This is a genomic window from Micrococcus sp. Alg238-R198 (assembly GCF_900537135.1).
Lineage (GTDB): Bacteria > Actinomycetota > Actinomycetes > Actinomycetales > Micrococcaceae > Micrococcus > Micrococcus luteus.
On record NZ_UNRH01000005.1, the window covers coordinates 176,682 to 200,549 of the forward strand.

General features: G+C 75.5%; 23 protein-coding genes. 13 read left to right on the top strand and 10 right to left on the bottom strand.

What is annotated here, in order from left to right; translation table 11 throughout:
* Window positions 1-7: 7 nt before the first annotated feature.
* Window positions 8-232 (bottom strand): helix-turn-helix domain-containing protein, encoded by a 225-nt coding sequence (locus G6R13_RS06880; protein ID WP_123244132.1) that lies wholly within the window; start codon window positions 230-232, stop codon window positions 8-10.
* A 225-nt stretch (window positions 233-457) separates the two neighbouring features.
* Here G6R13_RS06880 and G6R13_RS06885 point away from each other — a divergent pair, with 225 nt between their 5' ends.
* The 3 genes from G6R13_RS06885 to G6R13_RS06895 are packed head-to-tail and all read left to right on the top strand — an operon-like array spanning window position 458 to window position 4,169.
* Window positions 458-1,105 (top strand): SAF domain-containing protein, encoded by a 648-nt coding sequence (locus G6R13_RS06885; RefSeq protein WP_123244131.1) that lies wholly within the window; start codon window positions 458-460, stop codon window positions 1,103-1,105.
* Between the two features lie 2 nt (window positions 1,106-1,107).
* A complete protein-coding gene (locus G6R13_RS06890) occupies window positions 1,108-2,691 on the top strand; it encodes a tyrosine-protein kinase family protein (protein ID WP_123244130.1) in 1,584 nt (527 codons plus the stop codon).
* Window positions 2,661-4,169 carry a PAS domain-containing sensor histidine kinase gene (locus G6R13_RS06895; RefSeq protein WP_134415753.1) on the top strand — a complete coding sequence of 503 codons (1,509 nt, stop codon included), beginning with the start codon at window positions 2,661-2,663 and terminating at the stop codon, window positions 4,167-4,169. Before G6R13_RS06890 ends, G6R13_RS06895 begins: the two co-directional genes overlap by 31 nt.
* Before the next feature lie 62 nt (window positions 4,170-4,231).
* Here the strand turns inward: G6R13_RS06895 and G6R13_RS06900 are convergent, their stop codons facing one another.
* The gene (locus G6R13_RS06900) at window positions 4,232-4,480 is read right to left on the bottom strand and encodes a WhiB family transcriptional regulator (protein ID WP_002854852.1); all 249 of its coding nucleotides are present in this window, start codon (window positions 4,478-4,480) and stop codon (window positions 4,232-4,234) included.
* 365 nt (window positions 4,481-4,845) lie between these two features.
* Between G6R13_RS06900 and G6R13_RS06905 the strand changes: the two genes are divergently transcribed.
* Window positions 4,846-5,322 (top strand): hypothetical protein, encoded by a 477-nt coding sequence (locus G6R13_RS06905; protein ID WP_012750967.1) that lies wholly within the window; start codon window positions 4,846-4,848, stop codon window positions 5,320-5,322.
* Window positions 5,323-5,389: 67 nt separating this feature from the next.
* Here G6R13_RS06905 and G6R13_RS06910 read toward each other — a convergent pair whose 3' ends face one another.
* Window positions 5,390-5,761 (bottom strand): DUF1844 domain-containing protein, encoded by a 372-nt coding sequence (locus G6R13_RS06910; RefSeq protein WP_036313345.1) that lies wholly within the window; start codon window positions 5,759-5,761, stop codon window positions 5,390-5,392.
* Window positions 5,762-6,104: 343 nt separating this feature from the next.
* On the opposite strand from G6R13_RS06910, the gene infC reads away from it, so the two are divergent.
* The 4 genes from infC to G6R13_RS06930 all read left to right on the top strand — a co-directional run bounded on the left by infC (window position 6,105) and on the right by G6R13_RS06930 (window position 8,921).
* Complete coding sequence (gene infC / locus G6R13_RS06915; RefSeq protein ID WP_267715834.1) at window positions 6,105-7,112, top strand: translation initiation factor IF-3; 1,008 nt, start codon at window positions 6,105-6,107, stop codon at window positions 7,110-7,112.
* Between the two features lie 104 nt (window positions 7,113-7,216).
* Entirely contained in the window at window positions 7,217-7,411 is a 195-nt protein-coding gene (gene rpmI, locus G6R13_RS06920; protein WP_002853699.1) for a 50S ribosomal protein L35, read from the top strand.
* An 89-nt stretch (window positions 7,412-7,500) separates the two neighbouring features.
* Complete coding sequence (gene rplT / locus G6R13_RS06925) at window positions 7,501-7,887, top strand: 50S ribosomal protein L20 (RefSeq protein WP_002853696.1); 387 nt, start codon at window positions 7,501-7,503, stop codon at window positions 7,885-7,887.
* A 137-nt stretch (window positions 7,888-8,024) separates the two neighbouring features.
* Window positions 8,025-8,921, top strand: a complete 897-nt coding sequence (locus tag G6R13_RS06930) for an RNA methyltransferase (protein WP_134415757.1) — start codon at window positions 8,025-8,027, stop codon at window positions 8,919-8,921.
* A 112-nt stretch (window positions 8,922-9,033) separates the two neighbouring features.
* Here G6R13_RS06930 and G6R13_RS06935 read toward each other — a convergent pair whose 3' ends face one another.
* Together G6R13_RS06935 and G6R13_RS06940 are read right to left on the bottom strand one after the other, a co-directional pair.
* Entirely contained in the window at window positions 9,034-9,306 is a 273-nt protein-coding gene (locus G6R13_RS06935) for a GlsB/YeaQ/YmgE family stress response membrane protein (RefSeq protein ID WP_134415759.1), read from the bottom strand.
* Window positions 9,307-9,448: 142 nt separating this feature from the next.
* Window positions 9,449-10,771 (bottom strand): MFS transporter, encoded by a 1,323-nt coding sequence (locus tag G6R13_RS06940; protein WP_115166093.1) that lies wholly within the window; start codon window positions 10,769-10,771, stop codon window positions 9,449-9,451.
* A gap of 56 nt (window positions 10,772-10,827) precedes the next feature.
* Here G6R13_RS06940 and G6R13_RS06945 point away from each other — a divergent pair, with 56 nt between their 5' ends.
* Complete coding sequence (locus G6R13_RS06945) at window positions 10,828-11,340, top strand: NUDIX domain-containing protein (protein ID WP_159833273.1); 513 nt, start codon at window positions 10,828-10,830, stop codon at window positions 11,338-11,340.
* Between the two features lie 34 nt (window positions 11,341-11,374).
* Here G6R13_RS06945 and G6R13_RS06950 read toward each other — a convergent pair whose 3' ends face one another.
* Entirely contained in the window at window positions 11,375-12,448 is a 1,074-nt protein-coding gene (locus G6R13_RS06950; RefSeq protein WP_020624690.1) for an Rv2578c family radical SAM protein, read from the bottom strand.
* A gap of 92 nt (window positions 12,449-12,540) precedes the next feature.
* On the opposite strand from G6R13_RS06950, the gene G6R13_RS06955 reads away from it, so the two are divergent.
* Window positions 12,541-13,203 (top strand): hypothetical protein, encoded by a 663-nt coding sequence (locus tag G6R13_RS06955; RefSeq protein ID WP_036337484.1) that lies wholly within the window; start codon window positions 12,541-12,543, stop codon window positions 13,201-13,203.
* A 45-nt stretch (window positions 13,204-13,248) separates the two neighbouring features.
* Here G6R13_RS06955 and G6R13_RS06960 read toward each other — a convergent pair whose 3' ends face one another.
* Both G6R13_RS06960 and G6R13_RS06965 read right to left on the bottom strand, forming a co-directional pair.
* Complete coding sequence (locus G6R13_RS06960; RefSeq protein ID WP_020624688.1) at window positions 13,249-13,698, bottom strand: hypothetical protein; 450 nt, start codon at window positions 13,696-13,698, stop codon at window positions 13,249-13,251.
* A complete protein-coding gene (locus G6R13_RS06965; protein WP_020624687.1) occupies window positions 13,695-14,102 on the bottom strand; it encodes a CHY zinc finger protein in 408 nt (135 codons plus the stop codon). The genes G6R13_RS06960 and G6R13_RS06965 overlap by 4 nt, the downstream gene beginning before the upstream one ends.
* An 86-nt stretch (window positions 14,103-14,188) precedes the next feature.
* On the opposite strand from G6R13_RS06965, the gene pheS reads away from it, so the two are divergent.
* The 3 genes from pheS to G6R13_RS06980 are packed head-to-tail and all read left to right on the top strand — an operon-like array spanning window position 14,189 to window position 18,477.
* Entirely contained in the window at window positions 14,189-15,271 is a 1,083-nt protein-coding gene (pheS, locus tag G6R13_RS06970; RefSeq protein ID WP_012750956.1) for a phenylalanine--tRNA ligase subunit alpha, read from the top strand.
* Between the two features lie 3 nt (window positions 15,272-15,274).
* Window positions 15,275-17,854, top strand: a complete 2,580-nt coding sequence (gene pheT / locus G6R13_RS06975; protein WP_163721283.1) for a phenylalanine--tRNA ligase subunit beta — start codon at window positions 15,275-15,277, stop codon at window positions 17,852-17,854.
* Window positions 17,855-17,856: 2 nt separating this feature from the next.
* Window positions 17,857-18,477, top strand: a complete 621-nt coding sequence (locus G6R13_RS06980) for a 4'-phosphopantetheinyl transferase superfamily protein (protein WP_036383183.1) — start codon at window positions 17,857-17,859, stop codon at window positions 18,475-18,477.
* Window positions 18,478-18,495: 18 nt separating this feature from the next.
* Here the strand turns inward: G6R13_RS06980 and G6R13_RS06985 are convergent, their stop codons facing one another.
* Together G6R13_RS06985 and G6R13_RS06990 are read right to left on the bottom strand one after the other, a co-directional pair.
* Entirely contained in the window at window positions 18,496-19,836 is a 1,341-nt protein-coding gene (locus tag G6R13_RS06985; RefSeq protein ID WP_036383180.1) for a M1 family metallopeptidase, read from the bottom strand.
* Window positions 19,833-23,840 (bottom strand): Pls/PosA family non-ribosomal peptide synthetase, encoded by a 4,008-nt coding sequence (locus G6R13_RS06990; protein WP_163721285.1) that lies wholly within the window; start codon window positions 23,838-23,840, stop codon window positions 19,833-19,835. Before G6R13_RS06990 ends, G6R13_RS06985 begins: the two co-directional genes overlap by 4 nt.
* Window positions 23,841-23,868: the final 28 nt, after the last annotated feature.

Sequence of the window (23,868 nt, forward strand, 5' to 3'; positions counted from 1 at the left end):
TGTGGGCTCAGCGGGCCTGCGCGTCCGCCTCGGTCCACTCCCGGACGCGGGCGCGCGTCACTTCCTTCTGACGTTCCACGTAGTCCTCGAGCCAGGACAGCTCGATGCGCCACTGACCGCGGCCCCCGACCTGGATGGCCTGCAGCTCACCCGAGCGGACCAGGGCACGGGCGGCCTGACCGGAGATGTTCAGGGTCTCCGCGACGTCGGTCAGGGTGAGAAAGCGCTGCACGGTGCTCCTTCGGTCGAGGCGTCCAGGACGGTCGCGGGCGGCCCACGACGTCGACCCATTCAACCCCGGGAACACCCGGAGGCGACACTTTTCCACAGCGTACGCGGCGGATCCGGCGATCCACGGCCCCTGTGGTTACTCTGGGCGCAGCGCGGAGGGGCCGACACCGACGGGGTGCCGGGGCCGCGGCGGCCCGAGGGGCCGGTCCGAAGGGGGGAACATCCGGTGTCCACGACCATGTCCGCGTCCGCCGAGGGCGGCCGTCTGCGCCGGCCCCGCTGGCGGGATCCCCGGCTCCTCGTCGGTCTCGTGCTCGTCCTCGCCTCGATCGCCGGCGTCGTGGCGCTGGTCGCCTCCGCCCAGCGGACCGCAGCGTACTGGACGGCTGCGGAGGACCTGCCCCCGGGCACACCCATCGCGTCCGGGGACCTGCGCCCCGTGGAGGTGAACCTCAGCGAGGCCGGCGAGCGGTACCTCAGCGCCGATGCTCCGGCTCCCGAGGGGCGGATGGTCTCCGGGACTGTCCGGGCCGGTGAGCTGCTGCCGGCGGCGGCACTGGTGGACGCGGACCCGGACGGCCGTCGTCCCGTCGGGGTGGCCCTGGACGAGCCGCTGCCGTCCGGCGTGGGCGTGGGAGACCGCGTGGACGTCTGGGTGGCCATGCCGGCGGAGGGAGGCCGCGGCCATGCAGACCCGGCCCGGCTGGCCGAGGCGCTCGAGATCTCCGAGGTCACGGCGGAGCAGAACGGCTTCGGCGGCTCGGGCACCACCCGGGTGCAGCTGCTGGCACCAAAGGAGACCCTGCCGCGCATCGTGGACGCGAAGGTGAAGGACGCGCGGGTCACCCTCGTGCCGGCCCACGGGGTGCGCTGACCGTGCGCATCGCCCTGGCCACCACCGTCCAGCCGGGCCTGGACCACATCGGCCCGCTCGAGCGGCACCAGACGGACATCACGGTCCTCCGCCGGGCCGAGGACATCGCCGAGCTGCTCGCCATCGCCCGCTCCGGTCTCGTGGACGCGGTCCTCGTGGCCGGGGACACCGAGTCCCTCACCGCCGCCTTCCTGGAGGAGACGGCCCGGCTGCCCCGACCCGTGGGCGTGGCGGCGCTCAGCGAGGTCCGTGCCGAGCGGCGTCGTCTCCGCAGCATGGGGGTGCCCTGCGTGCGCGCCGACGCCGACCCCGAGCAGATCGCGGCCGTCGTCGTGGAGTCCGCGAGCGCCGCCGCGGAGGGCCGCCGGCCGGAGACCTCGCACGGGGAGGACGCCGACCACGCCCGGGATCACGCCGAGGACCTCGACGACCTGCCGATCACCCTGGAGACGCTCGGCGCGGACGAGGTGCCCGGCCTCACGGACCCCTGGCGCGACGCCGACGAGCCCGACGACGCCGGGCCGGGCGCCGCCCCCGCCGCGGCCACCCCCGACGACGGCCCCGCCACCGCGGGCGAGGGAGCCGACCCCGCACCCTCTCCGGAGGAGGGCGAACCGACCGCACCCGCGCGGGAGTCCCTGGTGACCGTGGTGTGGGGTCCCACCGGCGCCCCGGGACGCACCACCGTCGCCGTGAACCTCGCCGCCGAGCACGCCGTGGCCGGCCGGAACACGCTGCTGGTCGACCTGGACACGTACGGCCCCGCCGTCGGTGTGCACCTGGGGCTGACGGAGGAGTCGGCCGGCGTGTCGCGGGCCGTGCGGCGGGCCGACCACGGCCGACTGGGCGCCGCCGACCTGGCGGCCGCGGGCGTCCGCGTCCGCGTCGCCGGCGCGGACCTGACGGTTCTGACGGGGCTCACCCGCGTGGACCGGTGGCCCGAGCTGCGCCCCGCCGCCGTCTCCGCGCTGATCGCGGCCGCCAGGGAACACTGGGACCGCGTGGTCGTCGACGTCGGGTTCGGTCTCGAGCAGGACGAGGAGTTGTCCTTCGACGTGCCCGCCCCACAGCGCAACGGTGCGACCCTGGCGGCGCTCGCCGCGGCCGACGAGGTCATCGCGGTCGGCGGGCCGGACGCCGTCGCCCTGCCCCGCCTGGTCCGCGGGGTCGAGGAGCTGGCGGAGGCGGCCCCGGCGGCACGGCTGCGCGTCGTGGTCAACCGGCTCCGGCCCGCCGCCGCCGGCGTCGCCCCGCGCGGGCAGGTCGAGGCCGTCTGGAACCGCTACGCCTCGCCGGCCACGCCCCTGGAGGCGTTCCTGCCGTGGGACCCGGCCGCCGCGGACCCCGCGCTGCTCGCCGGCCAGGTGCTCGCCGAGGCCGCTCCGAACAGCCCGCTGCGTCGCGCCCTCGCCACGCTGGCCGGTGTCCCTGCCCGCCCCGCCCGCCGCGGACGGCACCGCGCACGGCCCTCGCAGACCATCGCCGCCGTGTCGTCCGACGCCGCCCGCGACGCCACGGACACGGGCCGCCCGGCACGTCGCCGTACCCTGATCCCATGGTCAGTTCGCTCGCGCAGGACCCCCTGACGTCGCACCCGGACATCGGAGACGAGGACCGCGCCTGGCTGCAGCGGCTCGTGGGGGACTGGCAGCTCGTGGCAGACCTGGCGCTCGCGGACCTCGTGCTCTGGTGCCCCGTGCCCCGCCGCGACGAGGCCGGAGGGTTCGTCGCGCTCGCCCAGGTCCGGCCCTTCACCGCTCCCACCCTCTTCCACCGCGACATCGTGGGCTCGCGCGCCCGCGCGGACCTGCGGGCCGTCGTCGGGCAGACGTGGCATGGCGGGGAGCGGGCCGAGGGGGCCGGCCCCGTCGAGGCCCCGGGAGGCACGCTGCAGGTGCGTCTGTGGCCGGTGGTCCGCGCCGGGAGGGTCATCGCGGTCGTCTCCGCGCACGCGGACCCGAACGGCCGGCCGGCGCGCTCGGTGATCGAGGAGAACTACAGCCGGACGGCCAGCACCCTGCTGGACATGATGCAGCACGGCCGCTGGCCGGCGCCCGAGGAGCCTCCCGGCCTCTGGGCAGGCGGCACGCCGCGGGTGGGGGACGGCCTCGTCGTGCTCGGGCCGGACTCGGTCGCCGAGTTCACCAGTCCCAACGCGGTCTCCGCCCTGCGCCGGCTGGGCATCGCCTCAACGCTCGAGGGGCACCGGCTCACCGACGTCCTGGCCAGCACCGACGCCGCCCGTGTGCCCACCGACGAGGGGACGTGGGCCGTGCTCACCGGGCTGCGTGCCGGACGGCGGGAGGTGCAGTCCGGCGGGGCGTCCCTCACGGTGCGCTCCGTCCCCCTGCTCGGTCCGGACGGCTGGCAGGGGGCGCTGCTGCTGCTGCGCGACGTGACCGAGCTGCGCCGCCAGGAGCAGCGTCTGCTCACCAAGGACGCGACCATCCGCGAGATCCACCACCGCGTCAAGAACAACCTGCAGACCGTGGGATCGCTGCTGCGCATGCAGGCGCGGCGCACGTCCTCGCCCGAGGCGGAGCGTGCGCTGCGTCAGGCGATGCAGCGGGTGGACACGATCGCCCTCGTCCACCAGACGCTGAGCGAGGAGATCGAGGACCAGGTCCCCGTGGACGGTCTGCTGCAGCGGCAGTTCCGCCTGGCCGTCGAGGTGGCCGGGGACGGGCGGCCGCTGCAGGTCGCGGTCACGGGCGAGTTCGGTGAACTGCCCTCCCACGTGACCACGCCGCTGGCGCTGGTGCTCAATGAGCTGGCGGCCAACGCCGTCGAGCACGGCACGGCGCCGGGCGGTGGCTGCGTGGGCCTGCACGCCGACCGCGAGTCGACCCCCGCGGGAACGGTGCTGGTCGTGTCCGTGACGGACGGCGGCCCCGCCGCCCCCGACGGATGGGTGCCGGGGGAGTCTCCCCGCGCGGGCGAGGGATCGGGGCTCGGCCTGCGCATCGTGCACTCGCTCGTGGAGGGGGACCTGCGCGGCACCCTGCGCTGGGAGCGGTCCGACGACGGCGGCACGCGCGTCGTGCTGCGACTGCCCCTGACGTGAACCCGGCCGGGCTTGAGGACGGCCCCGTCGACGTCGTCGACGGGGCCGGTGGTCCGGGTGGGTCAGGAGGCGCGGCGGGCACGCGCGGCGCGGCGCTTCATGGCGCGCCGCTCGTCCTCGCTCATGCCGCCCCAGACGCCCGAGTCCTGGCCGGACTCCATGGCCCACTTCAGGCACGTGTCCACGACCTCACACGAGCGGCACACCGCCTTGGCCTCCTCGATCTGCAGGAGGGCGGGGCCGGTGTTGCCCACCGGGAAGAACAGCTCCGGGTCCTTGTCCAGGCACGCTGCTTTACTGCGCCAATCCATCGGTCCGCTCACTTTCTGTCGGAAGAACCGGAGCCCGCGGGCGCCGGTGGTCACGGCCTCCGCCGGCGGCGGGCGCGGGGGCCGGCGCGGACGACGCGCGGCACGACCGATACGGAGGGCGACCCTGGTCATTGCAACGGGGACCGCCTTCGTACGAACGCGGCCCCCGGAAATCTCTCGCATGCCATCCTCGCACGGCCCTCACGAGTGAACAAGAGGTGAATGAGGTGCATCACCGCGCTGCACTGCGAGTCCTTCGTCACACCATGCCCTGACCGAGGCGCCGCCGCGGACGTGGTCCGCGCGCCGCCCGGCGTACCGTGGGGGACACGTCCGTCCCCGCAGCCGTCCGCAGGAGAGGCCCCATGGCACAGTCCCGCCGCCCCGACCCCGTCGCCCCGTCCGAGTCGTCGGGCGCCGACGCGACGACGGTCCCGCCCCGCCCCGGACGGGGCCTGCCGGTGGCCGTCCTCGTGGTCGCCGCGGCGCTCGTGCTCGAGGGGGGTGCGCTCCTCTGGTTCGCCGTGGACGCGGTGGTGCATGCGGCGGACGGGGTGCTCCCGGCCGGCGCCCGCGTGATGCTGATCGTCATCTACGCGCTGCTCGCCCTGTGGATCCTCGCGACCGCCGTCGCCCTGCTGCGCGGTCGGGCGTGGAGCCGCGGCGCCGCCGTCGCGATCCAGCTCTTCAGTGTGCTCCTGTCCTCGTGGCTCTTCAGCGTGGACGCCGCTGCTCTGGGTGGGCCGCTGCTCGCGGTCTCCGGCGTCGCGCTGCTCACCCTCTTCACGACGCCGGTCACCCGGCATCTCGCCCCCGCCCCGGAGGCCTCGACGGACGCCTGAGCCCCGCCCCGACGACGACGGCGCGCCCCCGGCCAGGGGCGCGCCGTCGTCGTCATCGGGGCCGTGGTCAGTTCACCGGGCCGGTGAACTTCTCGCCGGGGCCCTTGCCCGGGGCGTCCGGGAACGGGGAGGCCTCACGGAACGCCAGCTGCAGCGAGCGCAGCCCGTCGCGCAGCGGTCCGGCGTGCTGGCTGCCGATCTCGGGGGCCGCGGCCGTGACCAGCCCGGCGAGGGCCGTGATGAGCTTGCGGGCCTCGTCGAGATCGATGAGCTCGCGGGCGTCGGGGGAGTCGGCCAGGCCGCACTTGACGGCGGCGGCGGTCATCAGGTGCACGGCGGTGGTCGTGATGACCTCGACGGCGGGGACCTCGTGGATGTCGCGGATCTCGGCGGGGGCGTCCATGGGGGTGGCGTCCTGGGCCTGACGTTCGTCTGTCATGGTGGTAAGCTTCCCATAGACCACTCGTGGTCCGCGCAAGACCTCGTCATCCGGTGACCCCGGGGCGGGCATGCACGGGCCAGGAGCAGCAAAGTGGAGGCCTCTCTCCCACCCGCGCCAGCAGGATGTCCGGTTCGCCCCGGGCCGAGTTGCCGGGTCGCCGGTCGGGACCGCCGCGTCGTGGCGCGCAGCCCGCACCGAGGGTCCCGTCCGACGGGATCGTGTCGAGGCCTCCGTCTGCGTCCGCGCAGGGGAGGCCTTCCTCGTTTCCGAGGGCCCCTCCGGTGGGCGCGGGGTCACCCGTCGTCTCACACAGAGGAGCAGCACCATCAGCGATCCCCGCATCAACGAGCGTATCCGCGTTCCGGAAGTCCGCCTGGTCGGCCCGAACGGCGAACAGGTCGGTATCGTCCGCGTCGAGGACGCCCTCCGGCTCGCCGCCGAGGCGGACCTGGATCTCGTGGAGGTGGCCCCCACGGCCAAGCCTCCGGTGTGCAAGCTGATGGATTTCGGCAAGTACAAGTACGAGGCCGCGGTGAAGGCCCGTGAGTCGCGCAAGAACCAGGTGAACACGGTCCTCAAGGAGGTCCGCTTCCGCCTGAAGATCGACAAGCACGACTACGAGACCAAGACCGGCCACGCCAAGAAGTTCCTGAGCCAGGGCGACAAGGTCAAGGCCATCATCCAGTTCCGCGGCCGTGAGCAGCAGCGTCCCGAACTCGGCATCAAGCTGCTGCAGCAGTTCGCCGAGGACGTCGCCGAGCTGGGCACCGTCGAATCGCAGCCGCGCCAGGACGGCCGCAACATGGTGATGGTGGTCGCCCCGCTGCGCACCAAGGCCGATGCGCGGGCGGACCAGCGCAAGAACTCGGCCGAGAGCCACCGCGAGCGTCAGGGCGGCGGTTCGCGTCGCGACCAGGCCGCCCGCGAGGCCAAGGAGCGCGCCGCGCAGAAGGCGGCGTCCGACTCCGCCCCGGTGCGGAATTCGGTCGGGGATGCGTTCCCCGAGCAGCTGAAGGCCATGGCCGCCCGGACGCAGGAGAACGCCTCCGCGGCCCCGGCCGAGACGACGCAGGCGCCGAAGACCCCGGCCCCGGCGGCTCCCCGCCCGGCCGCGGCCGCCCCGGCTGCGAAGCCGGCCTCCAGCGCCACGCCCGCATCGGCCCCGAAGCCGGCCGCGACGCCGAAGCCGCAGTCCTCGGCTGCGCCGGCTGCCACGCCGAAGCCGCGGTCCGCCGCCAAGCCGGCCGCGCCGTCGTCGGCTCCGAAGCCGGCGGCCAAGCCGATGCCGGCCCCGCCCAAGCCCGCCGCCCCCCGCGGCGGTGCCCCCAAGCCCGGTCCTCGGGCCTGACCCCCCGGGGTCGCCACAGACCAGCCCGGTCCGGACGGACCGGGGTGACCAGCACTGCCGTGCGCGCCGCGCACGGCAGCGATGAGTGAAGGAGAACGGCAGCCATGCCGAAGATGAAGACCCACAGCGGTGCCAAGAAGCGCTTCCGCGTGACCGGCTCCGGCAAGATCATGCGCCAGCAGGCGAACCGCCGCCACTACCTGGAGCACAAGTCCTCGCGCCTGACCCGCCGTCTCAAGGGCGACCAGCTCGTCTCCAAGGGCAGCATCAAGCAGATCAAGCGGATGCTCGGCATCTGACACCCCCTCCGGCCTCGCCGGAACCCCTTCCTCCTCGGCCGTGACGCGCCAGTGCGCGCCCCGGGGACCACACAGATTGGAGTACGCACGTGGCACGTGTGAAGCGGGCAGTGAACGCCCACAAGAAGCGTCGGACCATGCTGGAGCGCGCCTCCGGCTACCGCGGCCAGCGGTCTCGCCTGTACCGCAAGGCGAAGGAGCAGATGCTCCACTCGTTCACCTACAACTACCAGCATCGCCACAAGCGCAAGGGTGACTTCCGTCGCCTGTGGATCACCCGCATCAACGCGGCCGCCCGCGCCAACGGCATGACCTACAACCGATTCATGCAGGGCCTCAAGCTGGCCGGCGTCGAGGTGGACCGCCGCATGCTGGCCGAGATCGCCGTCTCCGACGCCGCGACCTTCGCCGTGCTGGTGAAGACCGCCCGCGAGGCGCTGCCCGCAGACGTGAACGCCCCCGCCGCCTCCCGCTGAGCCGGCTCCGGGGCCTTGAGGGCCCCCACCACCACGTCCCAGGCGTGAACACCACCGCCGACGGGGCGGGTCCTCCACCGAGGCCCGCCCCGTCGGCGTCTGCGCATCCGCAGCTGAGCCCCGACCAGAAAGACCCCATGACCCCGCACGCCGAGCCGATGACCCATCCCCGCGCCGAGCGCGTGCGCGCGGTGGCAGCCCTGGCGGGCCGCTCCGCCCGACGCCGGACGGGCACGTTCCTCGTCGAGGGGCCGCAGGCCTGCCGCGAGGCCCTGCGCGCCCACCTGGGGGAGGGGCCGGAGGCCGCCGCGGGGCAGTGGCGCGCGGGGCGGGTGCTGACCCAGGTGTACATGTCCGTCGGACTCGTGGACCGGGACCCCGCGCTGGCCGAGCTCGTGGCGCGCGTCCGGGACCGCCCGACGCCGGGTGGTGAGTGCGTCCTGGTGCGCCAGGCCAGCGACGAGGTGCTCACCGCCATGGCCGACGCCGTGACGGGGCAGGACATCGTCGCCGTGGCGCGGATGCCGGAGCCGCAGGCCGTCGAAGCGGTCCTCGGGGAGGCGCGCCTGGCCGCCGTGCTGTGCCGCGTGCAGGACCCGGGGAACGCCGGCACGGTCATCCGAGCCGCGGACGCGGCCGGGGCGGACGCGGTGGTCCTCACGCCGGGCTCCGTCGACCCGTTCAACCCCAAGGTGGTCCGGTCCACCGCCGGGTCGCTGTTCCACCTGCCCGTGGTCACCGCCGTCCCCGCAGAGGCGGCCGCGGCCGCCGCCCGGGCCGCAGGCCTGCAGGTGTGGGCCGCCGACGGCTACGGCTCGGATCGGCTCGACGCCCTCGCCCCCGGCGTGGTCGCCGCGCCGACCGCGTGGCTGTTCGGCAACGAGGCCCAGGGCCTGGACGGCGGCGAGCTCGCGCTGGCGGACCGCCGGGTGGCGGTGCCGCTGTATGGGGCCGCGGAGTCCCTGAACGTGGGGACCGCCGCCACGGTGTGCCTGTACTCGTCCGCGATGGCGGGGGCACGGCGCGCCGGCTGACGGGGCGCACGAGGCGGCGGCAGCCGTCCGGAGACGCAGATGGGGCGGGGATCCACGTGGATCCCCGCCCCATCTGCGTGTTCCCGGGTGGAACCCGGGCCGCTCAGCTCACTCAGGCGCGGGTGCCGGTGCGGCGGGTGATGGCCTGCCACACTGCGGCGACGATAACGCCGCCGATGATCGCGAAGATCCAGGTGCCCAGATCGAAGAACTTCTCGTTCACGTCGAAGTCGAACAGCAGGGAGGCGATCCAGCCGCCGAGGAGAGCGCCGACGATGCCGGTGAGGAGGGCGCCGAGCCACCCGCCGCCCTGACGTCCGGGGAGGATGGCGCGAGCGATGGCGCCGGCGATGAGACCAAGCACGATCCAGCCAAAGATGCCCATGATGATGGTTCCTTTCGGGTTGCGAATCTGACGTACGAGAAGGAACGTAGCAAGGGATTTTCACGGGGGGCCACCTCTGGCGCCCCGACTTTTTCGAGATTCTCCGACGTGACGAGGTTCGCCCCGGCCTCGTGTGGGAGATTCAGCGGGGCGAGCCGCCGTCGTCAGCCCGGACGCCGGGCCGCGCCGCGACGTCGCGGCGCACGAGCAGGAACGCCAGCACCAGGCCCGCCAGGGCGATGCCCGCGCCGACCAGCGGCGGGGTCCGCAGCGACGCACCGGCCCCGATCGCGGCGGCCCCGACCCACGCGCCCATCGCGTTGGCCATGTTCAGCGCGGAGTGGTTGAGCGAACCGGCCAGCTGGGGTGCGGTGGGCGCGGAGTCCACGAGCAGCACCTGCAGGGACGGGGCGATCCCGGAGCCGCTGACGGCCACGCAGAAGAGGAACACGATCATCACCGGAGCCCACGAGGCCGTCAGCGCGACGGCGGCCAGCGAGACCGCGCTGAGCCCGAAGCTCAGGCGCAGGGTGCCCACCGGGTCGCGGTCCGTGAGGGCGCCGCTGACGAGCGTGCCGATCACCATGCCGACGCCGTAGAGGGCCAGCACGGCGGGGACCCACCGTTCCTCGAGGCCCGCGACCTCCGTGAGCAGCGGCGCGATGTAGGTGTAGAGCGCGAACATGCCGGCGAAGCCGATCACGCCCACGGCCACCGTCGCCCACAGGCGGCCGGAGGCCAGACCGCGCAGCTCGCGGCCGACCGAGGCGCCCGCGGGGGCCGGCACGGACGGGACGAGCCACGCGGTCGCCCCGACGCACAGGGCCGCGCAGACCGCCACGATGACGAACATCCAGCGCCAGCCGACGGCCTGCCCGAGCGCCGTCGCGCCCGGCACGCCCAGCACGTTGGCCACGGACAGCCCGGCCATCACCCAGGCCACGGCCTGGCCGCGGCGGGCGGGCCCGGCGAGGTCCGCCGCGGCCAGGGCGGCCGCGGAGAAGTAGGCGCCGTGGGGCAGGCCCGACACGAACCGGGCCGCCATCATGCTCCCCATGTCCGGGGCGAGGAACGCGGCCACGTGCCCCACGACGAACAGCAGCATCAGCACGATGCTCGTGACCCGCCGGTCGACGCGGGCGAAGGACGCGGCCAGCAGGGGAGCGCCGATCACGACGCCCAGCGCGTACATGGAGATGAGCACGCCGCCGGCCTCGAGACCGATGCCGAGGTCGGCCACCGCCTGCGGCAGCAGGCCCATCATCGCGAACTCCGTGGTGCCGATCGCGAAGCTGCCCAGGGCCAGCGCGAGGATGGCCGGCAGCAGACGCACGCGGCGGCCGCCCAGCAGCGCGCCGGGGCCCGTCGGCGCGGTCGGTGGGATGGACGGGTCCGGGCGCGTCGGACGCGGGGCGCGGGGGGAACGGTCGTGGGCGCCGTCGGCGGCGGGAGTGGGGGTGGGCACCGACCCAGCCTACGGACTCCGGTCTGCGGGGGCGGGGGCCTCGCTAGCCTGGGCTCATGACCTCCGCCACACCCGCTCGCCCCGCGCCCGCTGCCAGCCCGACGACGTCGCCCCGGGACGGTGCGCGACCGCGGCTGGTCGTGGGGCTCGCGCTGCTCGACGATGTGGCCGCGCCGACCCGCCTGCTGGCGGCCCGTCGCAGCGCGCCTGCCCCGCTGCGGGGGCTCTGGGAGTTCCCCGGGGGCAAGGTCGAGCCGGGGGAGGGCGTCCAGGAGGCGCTGCTGCGGGAGTGCCGGGAGGAGCTCGGGGTCGCCGTGCGGCTCGGCCCCGAGGTGGCGGCGCCGGAGCCGGACGGGTGGGAGCTGGCCAACGGCGCCCGGATGCGGGTGTTCTGGGGCGTCCTGGCGGAGGAGGGGACGACACCCCGAGCCCTCCAGGACCACGACCTGCTGGCGTGGCTGCCGCTCACCGGGCCGGGCGTGCGGCACCTGGACTGGATCCCGGCGGACCGGCCGATCGTGGCCGAGGTGCTCCGTGGCGCCGCCACGGCGTTCTCCGCGGGGCGCTGAGTCGACACGCGGCCGGCCGCGCCCCGCGGACCGGTCAGAACAGCGCGGGCTGCGCCGCCGGAGCGGAGGGCCGGGACGCCGGCCGGCGCCGGGCCGGGGGACCGTCCTCGCGCCGGATGCCGTGGGCGCCGCCGCGGGCCAGGCCGTGCCGTGCGGCGGCCTCCCCGGCCATCCGGGTGAGCATGCGGCGGTACGACTCGGGCGCGTAGGCGGACCGGGCGTACATCTGCTCGTAGCCGGCCAGCAGATCCGGGTGCTCGCGGCGGATCCAGTCCAGGTACCACTCCTTCGCGCCCGGCCGCAGGTGCAGGGCGCCCGGCATGACGCGCGCGGCTCCGGCGTCCGCCAGCGCGCGCATGAGGGCGTCGATCTCGCGGTCCCCGTCCGTGAGCCACGGCAGCAGGGGCATGGCCATGACGGTGACGTCCGCACCCGCGGCGGCGAGCCGCTCGATCAGGCGCAGGCGTGCGGTCGGCGACGGCGTGCCCGGCTCGACCGCGGCGGCGATGGCGGGGTCGAGCATCGCCAGGGACAGCGAGACCTGCACCGGCACCTGGCGCGAGGCCGCCTGCAGCAGGGGCACATCCCGCGCGAGCAGGGTCCCCTTGGTCAGCACGGAGAACGGGGTGCCGGAATCGGCCAGGGCCCGGATGATCCCGGGCATCAGCGCGTAGCGGCCCTCGGCCCGCTGATACGGGTCCGTGTTCGTCCCCAACGCCACCGCCTCGCGGCCCCACGTGGGGCGGGCGAGTTCGGCGCGCAGCACCTCGGCGACGTTGACCTTCACGACGATCTGCCGGTCGAAGTCGGCCCCGGCGTCGAGCTCGAGGAAGGTGTGGGTGCTGCGGGCGTAGCAGTACCGGCAGGCGTGGGTGCAGCCGCGGTACGGGTTCACGGTCCAGCGGAACGGCATGGCCGAGGCAGACGGCACCGAGTTCAGTGCGGTCTTGGCGAGCACCTCATGGAAGGTGACCCCCGCGAACTCCGGGGTGGTGACACTCCGCTGCAGGTCCGAGAGCGGCAGCAGGGCGGCGGAGCCGGCCGGTGTGCCGGCCGTCGCCCGCTGGGCTCCGCCCTCGGACCGCAGGGTCTGCGCTTCCCATCGCATGGCCAGAAGTAGAACACATGTTCGAATCGACCCGCAAGCGTGTTCGAGTCCGGGCGGGGCGCGGGCGCCGAGACGCGCCTACCGTGGTCGCCATGACCTCCCGTGCACCCGCCCCGGCCGCCCGCGTCCTGCTCACGGGCTTCGAGCCCTTCGGCGGCGATGTCCACAACCCGTCGATCGCCGCCGCGCGGGACGCCGTGGGCATCCTGGCGGACCGGGGTGTGACGGCCGAGGCGGTCGAGCTGCCGTGCGCGTTCGGCGCGGCCGGGTCTGCCCTGACCGCGGCCCTCGACCGGGTCCGGCCGGAGGTGGCGATCGCCGTCGGGCTGGCCGGCGGCACGGCGGCCGTCCGGGTCGAGCGGGTGGCCGTGAACCTGCAGGACGCCCGGATCCCGGACAACGCGGGGGACCAGCCCGTGGACCGGCCCGTGCGCGCCGACGGGCCCGCGGCCCTGTTCGCCACCCTGCCCGCCAAGCGTGCCGTCGCCGCGATCCGGGCGGCCGGCGTCGCCGCGGAGCCGTCCCTGTCCGCGGGCGCGTTCGTGTGCAACCACGTCATGTACGCCCTCCTCGACGCCCCCGGCACCGCCCGGGCCGCCGGCTTCCTCCACGTGCCGTGGGACGCCGAGCACCGCCCGACGCCGGACACCCCGGCGCTGCCCGCGGCCGACCTGGCGCGCGCGGTGGCCGAGGCCGCCCTGACGGCGCTGGCCGGCGGCCCCGACCTCGACGTCCCCGGCGGCACCCTGCACTGACCTCCCCGGACCCCGGGTCCGCGTCGGCGCGACCGCCCGTGCCCGTCAGCGGCGCGGCCGCAGGCCGCGGACCACGGGCCGCTCGACGTAGCCGCCCAGGGCCAGGCCCGCGCGTCGTTCGAAGACGTTGCGCGACGCCGGGTCCCCGGTCCGCCACGTCGACCACGCCGCCGCGAGCGCGTACGCCGGCAGGAACGGCAGACCCAGCAGGAGGGCGTACTGGTCCGCATGGCCGGCCTCGTGCCGCCACAGCGCGGGCGTCATGCGCAGGCCGGGGCGGGTGAACACGACGTCGCCGACCGTGAACGCGGCCCCGCCCGGGAACCGGTGCGTCCAGCCGCGGGCCTCGATCAGCCCGTGCGGCCCGGGCCGCAGCGCGCAGCCGGCGACGACGGCGCCCACCAGCCCCAGCGGCGTCGCCAGGTTCAGCAGGTTCCACAGCCCGCGCGCCCGCACGTGCGCCGGAGGCGACGGCCGGGAGGGGTCGGCGGTCACGGCCGTGTCGCGGGGTCGACGTCACCGGCGGGGGACCCGGACGCGGGGACGTCGAAGTAGAGCGGGGCATGGGCGGCGCAGCCCGGGTTGAACGGCGCTCCGCAGGCCGGACACGCGGGATCGGCGGTGGCCTCGAGGGCGAGGTAGGCGGCCACGCTCAGCTCGGTGCGGCACACCCCGCACAGCACGTGCGGCCGGTCGAAGTCGCCGGCCGGCACCGGCACGGCCGGGTGGTCGGCGAGTTCCGCGTGGCAGCGGTGGCAGGACCAGTACGCGGGGCAGCAGGCGAAGCGCAGGGCGACGACGTCCCGCGCCGTGGCGTAATGGGCGCAGCGGGTCTGCGCGTCCAGGCCCACGCCCCGCAGCAGCGGGTCGGTGCCGTCGAGGGAGTCCGGGGCGGTCATGCGCCTCAGCCTAGGCCGAGCGCGCCCGGGGCGGACACTAGACTGACGGGCGTCCCACCGTCCCCCATGCGAAGGTCGTTGCCCTGATGACACCCAGCCCCGAGACCGGCGCGGAGCCCACCGCGCCCGTGGCGGAGATCTCCCCCGTGGACGCGGAGGCGGTGGAGGCCGCCGTGCAGGCCGCGCTCGCCGCGTACGAGGCCGCGGCGGACCTCGATGAGCTCAAGGCCGCCCGCCTGGCCCACACCGGCGACCGGGCCCCCCTGACTCTCGCGAACAAGGCGATCGGCGCTCTGCCCAAGGAGCGCAAGGCGGAGGCCGGCAAGCTCATGGGCGCCGCACGCGGCCGCCTGGGCAAGGCCCTGGCCGCCCGCACCGAGGTGCTCGAGGCGGAGCAGGCCGCGCGAATCCTGCGCGAGGAGACGGTGGACGTGACCACCGCGGTCCGTCGCCGCCGCGTCGGCGCCCGTCACCCGCTCTCGCTGACGATGGACCGTGTCTCGGAGATCTTCGTCGGCATGGGCTGGGAGATCGCGGAGGGCCCCGAGCTCGAGTCCGAGTGGTTCAACTTCGACTCCCTCAACTTCGCGCCGGACCATCCGGCCCGCGAGATGCAGGACACCTTCTTCGTGGCCCCGGCCGAGGCCCACCTGCTGCTGCGCACCCACACCTCCCCGGTGCAGATGCGCTCCCTGCTCGAGCGGGGCGCCCCCACCTACGTGCTGTGCCCGGGTCGCACCTTCCGCACGGACGAGCTGGACGCCACGCACACCCCGGTGTTCCACCAGTTCGAGGGCCTGGCCGTGGACAAGGGCCTGACCATGGCCCACCTGCGCGGCACCCTCGAGTACTTCGCCCGCCAGATGTTCGGGGCCGAGGCGGCCATCCGCCTGCGCCCGAACTTCTTCCCGTTCACCGAGCCCAGCGCCGAGCTGGACATCTGGCACCCCGGCGCCAAGGGCGGGCCCCGCTGGATCGAGTGGGGCGGCTGCGGCATGGTGCACCCGAATGTGCTGCGCGCCGCGGGCCTGGACCCGGAGGAGTACTCCGGGTTCGCGTTCGGCATGGGCGTGGAGCGCACGCTCATGTTCCGCAACGAGGTCCCGGACATGCACGACATGATCGAGGGCGACGTCCGCTTCTCCCAGCACTTCGGAATGGAGGTCTGATCCATGCGCATCCCCCTGGACTGGCTGCGGGAGTTCGTCCCCGTGCCCGCGGAGCACCGTGCCGAGGACGTGATGGCCGACCTCGTCCGCGTCGGCCTCGAGGAGGAGGACGTCCACCGTCCGGCCGCCGAGCTGCAGGGCCCGATCGTCGTCGGGCAGGTGCTCTCCAAGGAGCCCGAGCCGCAGAAGAACGGCAAGACCATCAACTGGTGCTCCGTGCGGGTGGTTCCCGAGGGCGCCGCCCAGCCGCTCACCGGCGAGGGCATCGAGCCCTCCGGCGTGCAGGGCATCGTGTGCGGCGCCCACAACTTCGAGGTCGGGGACAAGGTCGTCGTGACCCTGCCCGGCGCGGTGCTGCCCGGCGACTTCCGCATCAGCCCCCGCAAGACCTACGGGCACGTCTCGGCCGGGATGATCGCCTCCAGCACGGAGCTGGGCATGGGCGACGACGGCACGGACGGGATCATCGTGCTCGGCGACCTCGGGCTCGACCCCGAGCCGGGCACCGACGCCCGGGACGTCCTGGACCTGCACGGCGAGGCCGCCGAGATCAACGTGACGCCCGACCGCGGCTACGCGTTCTCGATGCGCGGCGTCGCGCGCGAGTACGCGCACGCCACCGGCGTGCCCTTCACGGACCCGGCCGCCGCCGTCCACCCGCCGGCGGCCGACGACGCCGGCCCGGCCGTCCGGATCGCCGACGACGCGCCGATCCACGGCGAGCCCGGGGCCACCCGCTTCGTCGCCCGCACGGTCTCCGGTGTGGACGCGACCCGTCCGACCCCGCCGTGGCTGGCCGCGCGCCTGCGCCTGGCCGGCATCCGCACCATCTCCCTGCCGGTGGACATCTCCAACTACGTGATGTGGGAGCTGGGCCAGCCCCTGCACTTCTACGACGCGGACACGCTCTCCGGTGAGATCGTGGTGCGTCGCGCGCGGGCCGGAGAGACCCTGACCACCCTCGACGGCAAGGAGCGCGAGCTCGACCCCGAGGACCTGCTCATCACGGACGACTCCGGCCCCATCGGCCTGGCGGGCGTCATGGGCGGGGCCGCCACCGAGGTCACGGACGCCACCACCACGATCGTGGTCGAGTCCGCGAACTTCGACCCGGTGTCGATCGCCCGTACGCGGCGCCGGCACCGCCTGCCCTCGGAGGCGTCGAAGCGCAACGAGCGCGGCGTCGACTGGGAGGTCGCCGACGAGGCGGCCGAGCGGGCCGTGCAGCTGCTCGTCGAGCTCGCCGGCGGCACCGCCGAGCCCGGGGTCACCGACGTCGGGACGCGGCCGCAGCCGGCCGTCGTCGAGATGGCCGCCGACTTCCCCTCCGCCCTGGTGGGCGTGGCGTACACGACCGACGAGGTCGTGGAGACGCTGCGCGCCCTGGGCGCCGAGGTGGCCGTGACCGAGGCCGCCGACGGCGCCGCCCCGCGGCTGACCGTGACCGCCCCGTCGTGGCGCACGGACCTGCGCATCCCCGAGGACCTCGCCGAGGAGGTCGCGCGCCTGCGCGGCTACGACGCGATCCCCTCCGTGGTGCCCGTGGCCCCGCCGGGCCGCGGCTTCACCCGCCGCCAGGCCCAGCGTCGCCGCGTGTCGGCCGCGCTCGCGGCCGCGGGTCTCACCGAGGTGCTCGCCTACCCGTTCGTCTCCGAGGAGCAGAACCGGCGTTTCGGGGCGGACTCGGACGCGCAGGGCCAGGTCCCGGCGATGGTGGCCCTGGCCAATCCGATCGCCTCCCAGTACCGGCACCTGCGCCTGTCGCTGCTGCCGGGCCTGGTCGAGACCGCGCGCCGCAACCTCGGCCGCGGCTTCCGCGATCTGGCGCTGTACGAGATGGGGCTGGTCTTCCTGCCCGGCGCGCAGCTGGGCTCGGCGACGATCCCCCCGCGCGCGGTCCATCCCTCCCCCGAGGTCCTCGCCGACCTCGAGGCCGGCATCCCCGCCCAGCCGTGGCACGTGGCCGGTCTGTACGCCGGGCACGACTCGGCGCCCGGGCCGGACCACGCCCCCCGCCCGGTGGACTGGCAGGACGCGGTCGCCGGGGCCCTCGACGTGGCCGACGTCCTCGGCGTCGAGCTGACCGTCCGGCAGGGCCGGCACCACGCGTTCCACCCGGGCCGGGTGGCCGAGCTCGTCGTCGTGACCGAGCACGGGGACCGGGTGGTGGGCGTGGCCGGCGAGCTGCACCCGCAGTGGCTCGAGGCCGAGGATCTGCCCGCCCGCATGAGCGTGTGGGAGCTGGACCTGGACGCGCTGTGCGCCGCGGCGCCCGAGACCGTGGTCGCCGCGCCGCTGTCCACGTTCCCCGTGAGCACGCAGGACGTGGCGCTCGTGGTGGACGAGGCCGTCGTGGCCGGGGACGTGCGCGCGACCCTCGCCGAGGGCGCCGGGGAGCTGCTCGAGGCCGTCGAGCTGTTCGACGTCTACCGGGGCGCGGGCGTGCCGGAGGGGCGGAAGTCCCTCGCGTTCTCCCTGCGGTTCCGCGCCCCCGACCGCACGCTCACCGCGGAGGAGGCCTCCGAGGCCCGCGCCGCGGCCACCGCGCTCGCGGCGCAGCGGCACGGGGCGGTCCAGCGCTGACCGTGTCCGCCGCGACCGGCCCGTGGGGCCTGACGTCGGCCGTCCCCGCCTCGGCGGGGGCGGCCGACGCCGTCTCCGCGCTGCTCGGTCAGGTGCGCACCGCCCTGACGGCGGCCTGGGGCGTGCCGGTGGGGCCGCTCGGGCTCCGGCACGCCTGCGCGGGCTGCGGCTCGGCCGCGCACGGCGTCCCCGCGCTGACCGGCCTGCCTCCCGGCCGGGTCGCGCTCGTCTCGTTCACGCACGTCCGGATGCCCGGCGCCGAGGATCGGGCGCGGATCGGGGCGTGGTGGGCGCCGGCACGGCCCGCCGACGGGCTCGGCCTCGGGGTGGACGTCGAGCGGGCGGACGCCGCGGCCTTCGCGGACGAGGACGGCCTGGGCGGGGTGGGCTTCTCGACGGCGGAGCGCGCCCGGGTGCGGGAGCTTCCCACCCCCGAGAGGCCCGCCGCGCGGGCCCGGCTGTGGACGCGCAAGGAGGCGCTCGTGAAGGCCGCCGGCACCGGCTTCACGGGCGACCCCGCCGCGGTCGACGCGCTGACCGTGCCGGCCGACGTCGTGCTGGTGGACCTGACCGACCGGCTGCCGGGCGGTCTCGTCGGGGCGCTGGCGCGGCGGGGCCGCTGAGTCGACCGCGCAGCCGCCTCAGCCCGGGAACGGCGGCAGGGCGGGCCGCAGCGTCCACGCGTCGAAGAGCTCGTCCACCTGCGCCCGGCTCACCCCGGCGTGCGGGGCCCACGCGTGCACGTGCGTGCGCAGCCCCAGGGAGTCGACGGTGCCGAACCGGTGCTCCCGCACCCAGGCGCGCAGCATCGAGCCGAAGAGGTCCGCGCCGATCAGGTGCCGCAGCGCCTCCACGGTGAGCGCGCCGCGCTTGTACACCCAGTCCTCGAACATCTCCGGAGCGCCGGGGTCCGTCAGCACCAGGCCCACCGGCTCGTCCGCCAGGCGCTGCCAGGCCCGCCGCGCCATCGCGGTGATGGTCGACCGCCCCGAGGCCTCGGCCCACAGCCACTCGGACCAGCAGGCGAAGCCCTCGTGCAGCCACAGGTCGGACCAGCGGCCCAGGGTCACGGCGTTGCCGAACCACTGGTGGGACATCTCGTGGGCGATCAGCCGCTCGGACTCCCACGAGCCGTCCAGGTGGTTGGTGCCGAACAGGGACATGCCCGCGGCCTCGAGGGGGATCTCGAGCTCCTCGTCGGCCACGACGGCGGTGTAGTCCTCGAACGGGTACGGCCCGTAGGCGTCGATGAACGTCGCCATCATGGCCGGCTGGGCGGCGAGGGCCCGGCGGGCCCGCTGCTCGGTCCCCGGGGACACCACGAGGCGCAGCGGCGGCAGGCCCTCGGCGGGAGGGGCGGCGTCCACGAGCCGGTAGCGGCCGATCTGCACGCTGAGCAGGTAGGCGGGCACGGGCTGGTCGAGCCGCCACCGCCACGTGACCCGTGAGCCGCGCGTGCGCACGGGCTCGCCCACGCCGTTGGCGACGGGCAGGTAGCCCGCATCGCAGGTGAGGGTGATCTCCGCCGTCGAGCGCGAGGTGGGGGAGTCCACGCACGGCAGCCACGTGGAGGCGCCGTGGGGCTGCCCGGCCACGAGCACGCCGTCCGTGAGCTCCTCCCAGCCGATGGTGCCCCACGGGCTGCGCCGCAGCGTGGGTGTGCCCGCGTAGACCACGGTGAGCTCCACGAGCGTGCCCTCCGGCCGGCTCTCGCCCAGGTCCACGACGAGGCGGCTCGGGGCGCGGCCCGGCTGGGTGAACGAGGGGGTGATGGGGCGGCCGTCGACGACGGCGGCCACCCGGGACACGCGCAGCCGGTGCAGGTCCAGCTCGATGCGGCGGCTCTGCTTCGTCAGGCGCACGCGCAGGACGGCGGTGCCGGAGACCCGGTTCGCGGCCAGGCGCACATCGAGGTCCAGCGCGATGTGCTCGACGGTGGCGGCGTCGGTGCCGACGCCCGGGACGTAGGGATCGGTGCTCATGCTTCCTCTCGGGAGGGGGTGGCCGCGGCGGCGGGGTCGCCGTCGGGACGACGCCACGGGGAGACCGGGTTGCCGAGCCACCACGTGCCGGCGGGCAGCTCCTCGCCGCGCATCACGAGGGACCCGGCGCCGACGGTGGTGCCGCGGCCCAGGCGAGCGGCCGGCAGCACCACGGAGTGGGGGCCGAGGGTGGCGCCGTCCTCCAGGACGACGGCGTCCAGGGACATCACGCGGTCGTGGAACAGGTGGGTCTGGACGACGCAGCCGCGGTTCACGGTGGCGCCGTCGCCGAGCTCCACGAGGTCGGCCTCGGGCAGCCAGTAGGACTCGACCCAGGCGCCGTGGCCGATGCGGGCGCCCATCGCGCGCAGGAACCAGACCAGGGCGGGGGTGCCGGCCGCGGCCCGGCTGAACCACGGGGCGGCGAGGAACTCGGTGAAGGTGTCCGCGACCTCGTTGCGCCAGATGAACGAGGACCACAGCGGGTGCTCGCCCGCGCGGATCCGGCCGACGAAGACCCGCTTGGCGAGCACGGTCAGGCCCGCCGCGACCGCGCCGGCCGCGAGCAGGACGACGCCGCCCAGGACGAAGGCCAGCACCCACGTGCCGACCGCGATGAGGGCGGTCAGCGTCGCGCCGACGGCGATGGACAGGGCCACGTGCAGCCACACCGGGATCGCGCGCAGCAGCTCCCAGGCGGTGCGGGCGGCCTTGAGCCGGGCCGGCGGGTCGTAGGTGAGGGAGGCGTCCGCGGTGACCTCGTTGCGGCGCAGGCGCACGGGCGGGGAGCCCATCCAGGAGGTGCCCGCCTTGGTCTTGGCCGGGGTGGTGGACAGCACCGCCACGAGCGAGTCGCGGCGCAGGGTGCGGCCGCCGGGCACCATGCCGGAGTTGCCCACGAACGAGCGCTTGCCGACCTTCGCGGGGGCCACGTGCATCCACCCGCCGTCGAGGGAGTAGGAGGAGACCATCGTGTCGTCGGCGAGGAACGCGCCGTCGCCCACGCGGGTCATGCTCGGCACGAGCACCACGGTGGAGGCCTCGACGCCGCGGCCCACCTCGGCGCCGAGCAGGCGCAGCCACGTCGGCGTGAAGCGGGAGGCGTAGATCGGGAAGAGCTGGTCGCGGGCGGCGTCGAGGACGCGCTCGGTGGCCCACACCTGCCAGCCGACCCGGGAGCGCACGGGGTGGTGCCCCTCCGTGATGCCGAGCGCGAGCAGGCGCACCGTGACGAGCACGAGCAGCATCTGGGTCAGGAACCACACGCCGGCCACCAGGGGGCTCGCGGCCAGCAGGCGCGCCGCGGTGGTCCCGACGGCGGCCAGCGGTCCCGCCTCCGGGGCCGGCGGCCACCAGGTCAGCGACCACGCGGCCACCGCGGCCGCCGCGGCGGCGGAGACGAGCGGCAGGAGGGAGATGAGGGTCGAGAGGACGGTCGCCATCAGGCGCCAGCCCGGGGTCTCCCGCGGCGCCTCGGCGGGGCCGCGGGACTTCACCTTGCCCACCTTGACGGCGGGGGAGCCGGCGTGGCGCTGGCCGCCGCGCACCCGCCCGGCGACGGTGGACCCGGCCTCGACGTGCGCCCCGGCGCCGACCCGGGCGCCCGGCAGGAGCGTGGAGCGGGCGCCCACGACGGCGTCCGCGCCGATGCGCACCTCGCCGAGCCGGACGACGTCGCCGTCGACCCAGTAGCCGGACAGGTCCACCTCGGGCTCGATCGCGGCGCCCTCCTCGACCGTGAGCATGCCGGTGACCGGTGGCACGGTGTGCATGTCCACGTCCTTGCCGATCCGGTTGCCCAGCAGCCGCGCGTAGGCGGGCACCCACGTGGCGCCGGCCAGCGAGTAGGGGTCCACGAGGTCGCTGATCTGCTGGGCGAGCCACAGGCGCAGGTGGACGCGGCCGCCGCGTGGGTAGGACCCGGGGCTCACCCCGCGCAGCAGCAGCCGGGCCGTCGCGGCGGTGAGCAGCATGCGGCCGGGTACGGTCACCACCAGCAGGCCGGCCACGATCAGCACCCACCACGGCACGGTGGGCAGCCCGGGCGCGAGCCCGGAGAGCGTCAGCAGGTTCAGGGCCAGGCCGGTCCACACGCCCAGGCGCAGGGCGGGCAGGACGAACACGGGCAGCCCCACGAGGGTCTGGACCCACTGGGTGCGGTGGCGGGTGCGGTCGACGTGCCGGTCGTGCACCTCGATGCCGTGGGGGCCGTGCTCGCCCACGACGGCGGCCACGAGGGCCCCGGCGGTGGGGTTGCGGTAGACGTCCTGGACGGTCACGGCCGGGTGGCGCAGGCGCAGGCGGGCCACGAGCTGGGCCGCGGCGAGCGAGCCGCCGCCGGCCTCGAAGAAGTCGGTGTCGGCGTCCTTGGGGGGCGCGCCGAGCACGTCCGCCCACTGGCGCAGCACCCAGCCGTCGGCGGTGTCCTCGTCCGGCGGGGGCGCGTCCTCGTCCACCTCGGCGCCGGGCAGGGGCCACGGCAGCGCGTGGCGGTCCACCTTGCCGGAGGTCTTCGTGGGCAGGGAGTCCACGACGGCCAGCCGGGGCACGAGGGCGGCCGGCAGCTCCGTCGCGAGGTGCTCGCGGGCCATGTGCAGGTCGAGCCCGGCGTCGGGGTCCGCGGGCACGAGATAGCCGACGAGGATCTGGTGGCCCGCCGGGGTGGTCTGCACGGCCGCGGCGCCGCCGTGGACGCCGGGCAGGGCCTGGAGGGCCGCGTCCACCTCGCCGAGCTCGATGCGCCGGCCGCCGAGCTTCACCTGGTCGTCGGCGCGGCCGACGAACAGCAGGCCCTCCGGCTCGAAGACCACGAGGTCGCCGGAGCGGTAGGCGCGCTCCCAGCCGAGGGAGGGCATGGGGGCGTACTTCTCGGCGTCCTTGGCCGGGTCGAGGTAGCGGGCCAGGCCGACGCCGCCGATGATCAGCTCGCCCGTCTCGCCCTCGGCCACGGGCAGCGTGGTCTGCGGATCGACGACGGCCAGGTCCCAGCCGTCCAGGGGCAGGCCGATGCGGACCGGGTCGAGACCGGTGAGCGGGGCCGCGCACGCGACGACGGTGGCTTCCGTGGGGCCGTAGGTGTTCCAGACCTCGCGGCCGTCCTCCGCCAGGCGCGCGGCGAGGTCGGGCGGGCAGGCCTCGCCGCCGAAGATCAGCAGCCGGACGTTGTCCATGGCCTCGGTGGGCCACATCGCGGCGAGGGTCGGCACGGTGGACACGGCGGTGATGCGCCGCTCGGCGAGCCACGGGCCGAGGTCCATGCCGGAGCGCACGAGCGAGCGGGGGGCCGGGACCAGGCATGCACCGTGTCGCCAGGCGAGCCACATCTCCTCGCACGAGGCGTCGAACGCGACGGACAGTCCCGCCAGCACGCGGTCGCCCGGGGCGAGCGGATCGTCCGCCAGGAAGATCCGCGCCTCGGCGTCCACGAAGGCCGCGGCCGAGCGGTGGCTCACCGCCACGCCCTTGGGGGTGCCCGTCGAGCCCGAGGTGAAGATGATCCACGCGTCGTCCTCGAGCCCGGGGGCGCGGGCCTCGGCGGCCGGGTCCACGGTGTGCTCGGGGTGCGGGGCGTAGACCCGCTCGTCGGTGAGGACGCCGGCCACCTTCGCCTCGCCGAACACGAGACGGGCGCGCTCCTCCGGATCGTCCGCGTCCACGGGGACGTAGGCCGCGCCGGCGGCGAGCACGCCGAGGATCGAGACGTACAGCGCGGCCGTGCCCGAGGCGATCCGCACGCCGACCCGGTCTCCCGCCCGCACGCCGGCGGCCCACAGGTGGCGGGCGGTCTCGTCGACGCGCTCCCGCAGCTCCGCGTACGTCAGCGGCTCGACGCCGTCGTCCAGGGCGGTCGCGTCCGGGTGCTCGCGCGCCGTGGCGTCGAAGAGCTCGACGAGCGTCCGGGCGGGCGGGGTGCGCTCGGAGCCGGGCAGCTGCGGCCGATGCGGCGCGCCCGCGGGGTCGATGGGGACGGAGGGCGGGGTGGGCGCGGCGGACGAAAGGGACACAGGGGCCTCCGGGGGTGTGAGCGGCAAA

Coding starts and splice junctions, on each gene's coding strand:
- G6R13_RS06910 (WP_036313345.1), bottom strand. CDS start 5,761: ATGACAGACGAACGTCAGGCCCAGGACGCCACCCCCATGGACGCCCCC.
- rpmI (WP_002853699.1), top strand. CDS start 7,217: ATGCCGAAGATGAAGACCCACAGCGGTGCCAAGAAGCGCTTCCGCGTG.
- G6R13_RS06900 (WP_002854852.1), bottom strand. CDS start 4,480: ATGGATTGGCGCAGTAAAGCAGCGTGCCTGGACAAGGACCCGGAGCTG.
- G6R13_RS06905 (WP_012750967.1), top strand. CDS start 4,846: ATGGCACAGTCCCGCCGCCCCGACCCCGTCGCCCCGTCCGAGTCGTCG.
- pheS (WP_012750956.1), top strand. CDS start 14,189: ATGACACCCAGCCCCGAGACCGGCGCGGAGCCCACCGCGCCCGTGGCG.
- G6R13_RS06985 (WP_036383180.1), bottom strand. CDS start 19,836: ATGAGCACCGATCCCTACGTCCCGGGCGTCGGCACCGACGCCGCCACC.
- G6R13_RS06930 (WP_134415757.1), top strand. CDS start 8,025: ATGACCCCGCACGCCGAGCCGATGACCCATCCCCGCGCCGAGCGCGTG.
- G6R13_RS06945 (WP_159833273.1), top strand. CDS start 10,828: ATGACCTCCGCCACACCCGCTCGCCCCGCGCCCGCTGCCAGCCCGACG.
- G6R13_RS06935 (WP_134415759.1), bottom strand. CDS start 9,306: ATGGGCATCTTTGGCTGGATCGTGCTTGGTCTCATCGCCGGCGCCATC.
- G6R13_RS06955 (WP_036337484.1), top strand. CDS start 12,541: ATGACCTCCCGTGCACCCGCCCCGGCCGCCCGCGTCCTGCTCACGGGC.
- G6R13_RS06965 (WP_020624687.1), bottom strand. CDS start 14,102: ATGACCGCCCCGGACTCCCTCGACGGCACCGACCCGCTGCTGCGGGGC.
- pheT (WP_163721283.1), top strand. CDS start 15,275: ATGCGCATCCCCCTGGACTGGCTGCGGGAGTTCGTCCCCGTGCCCGCG.
- G6R13_RS06950 (WP_020624690.1), bottom strand. CDS start 12,448: ATGCGATGGGAAGCGCAGACCCTGCGGTCCGAGGGCGGAGCCCAGCGG.
- G6R13_RS06895 (WP_134415753.1), top strand. CDS start 2,661: ATGGTCAGTTCGCTCGCGCAGGACCCCCTGACGTCGCACCCGGACATC.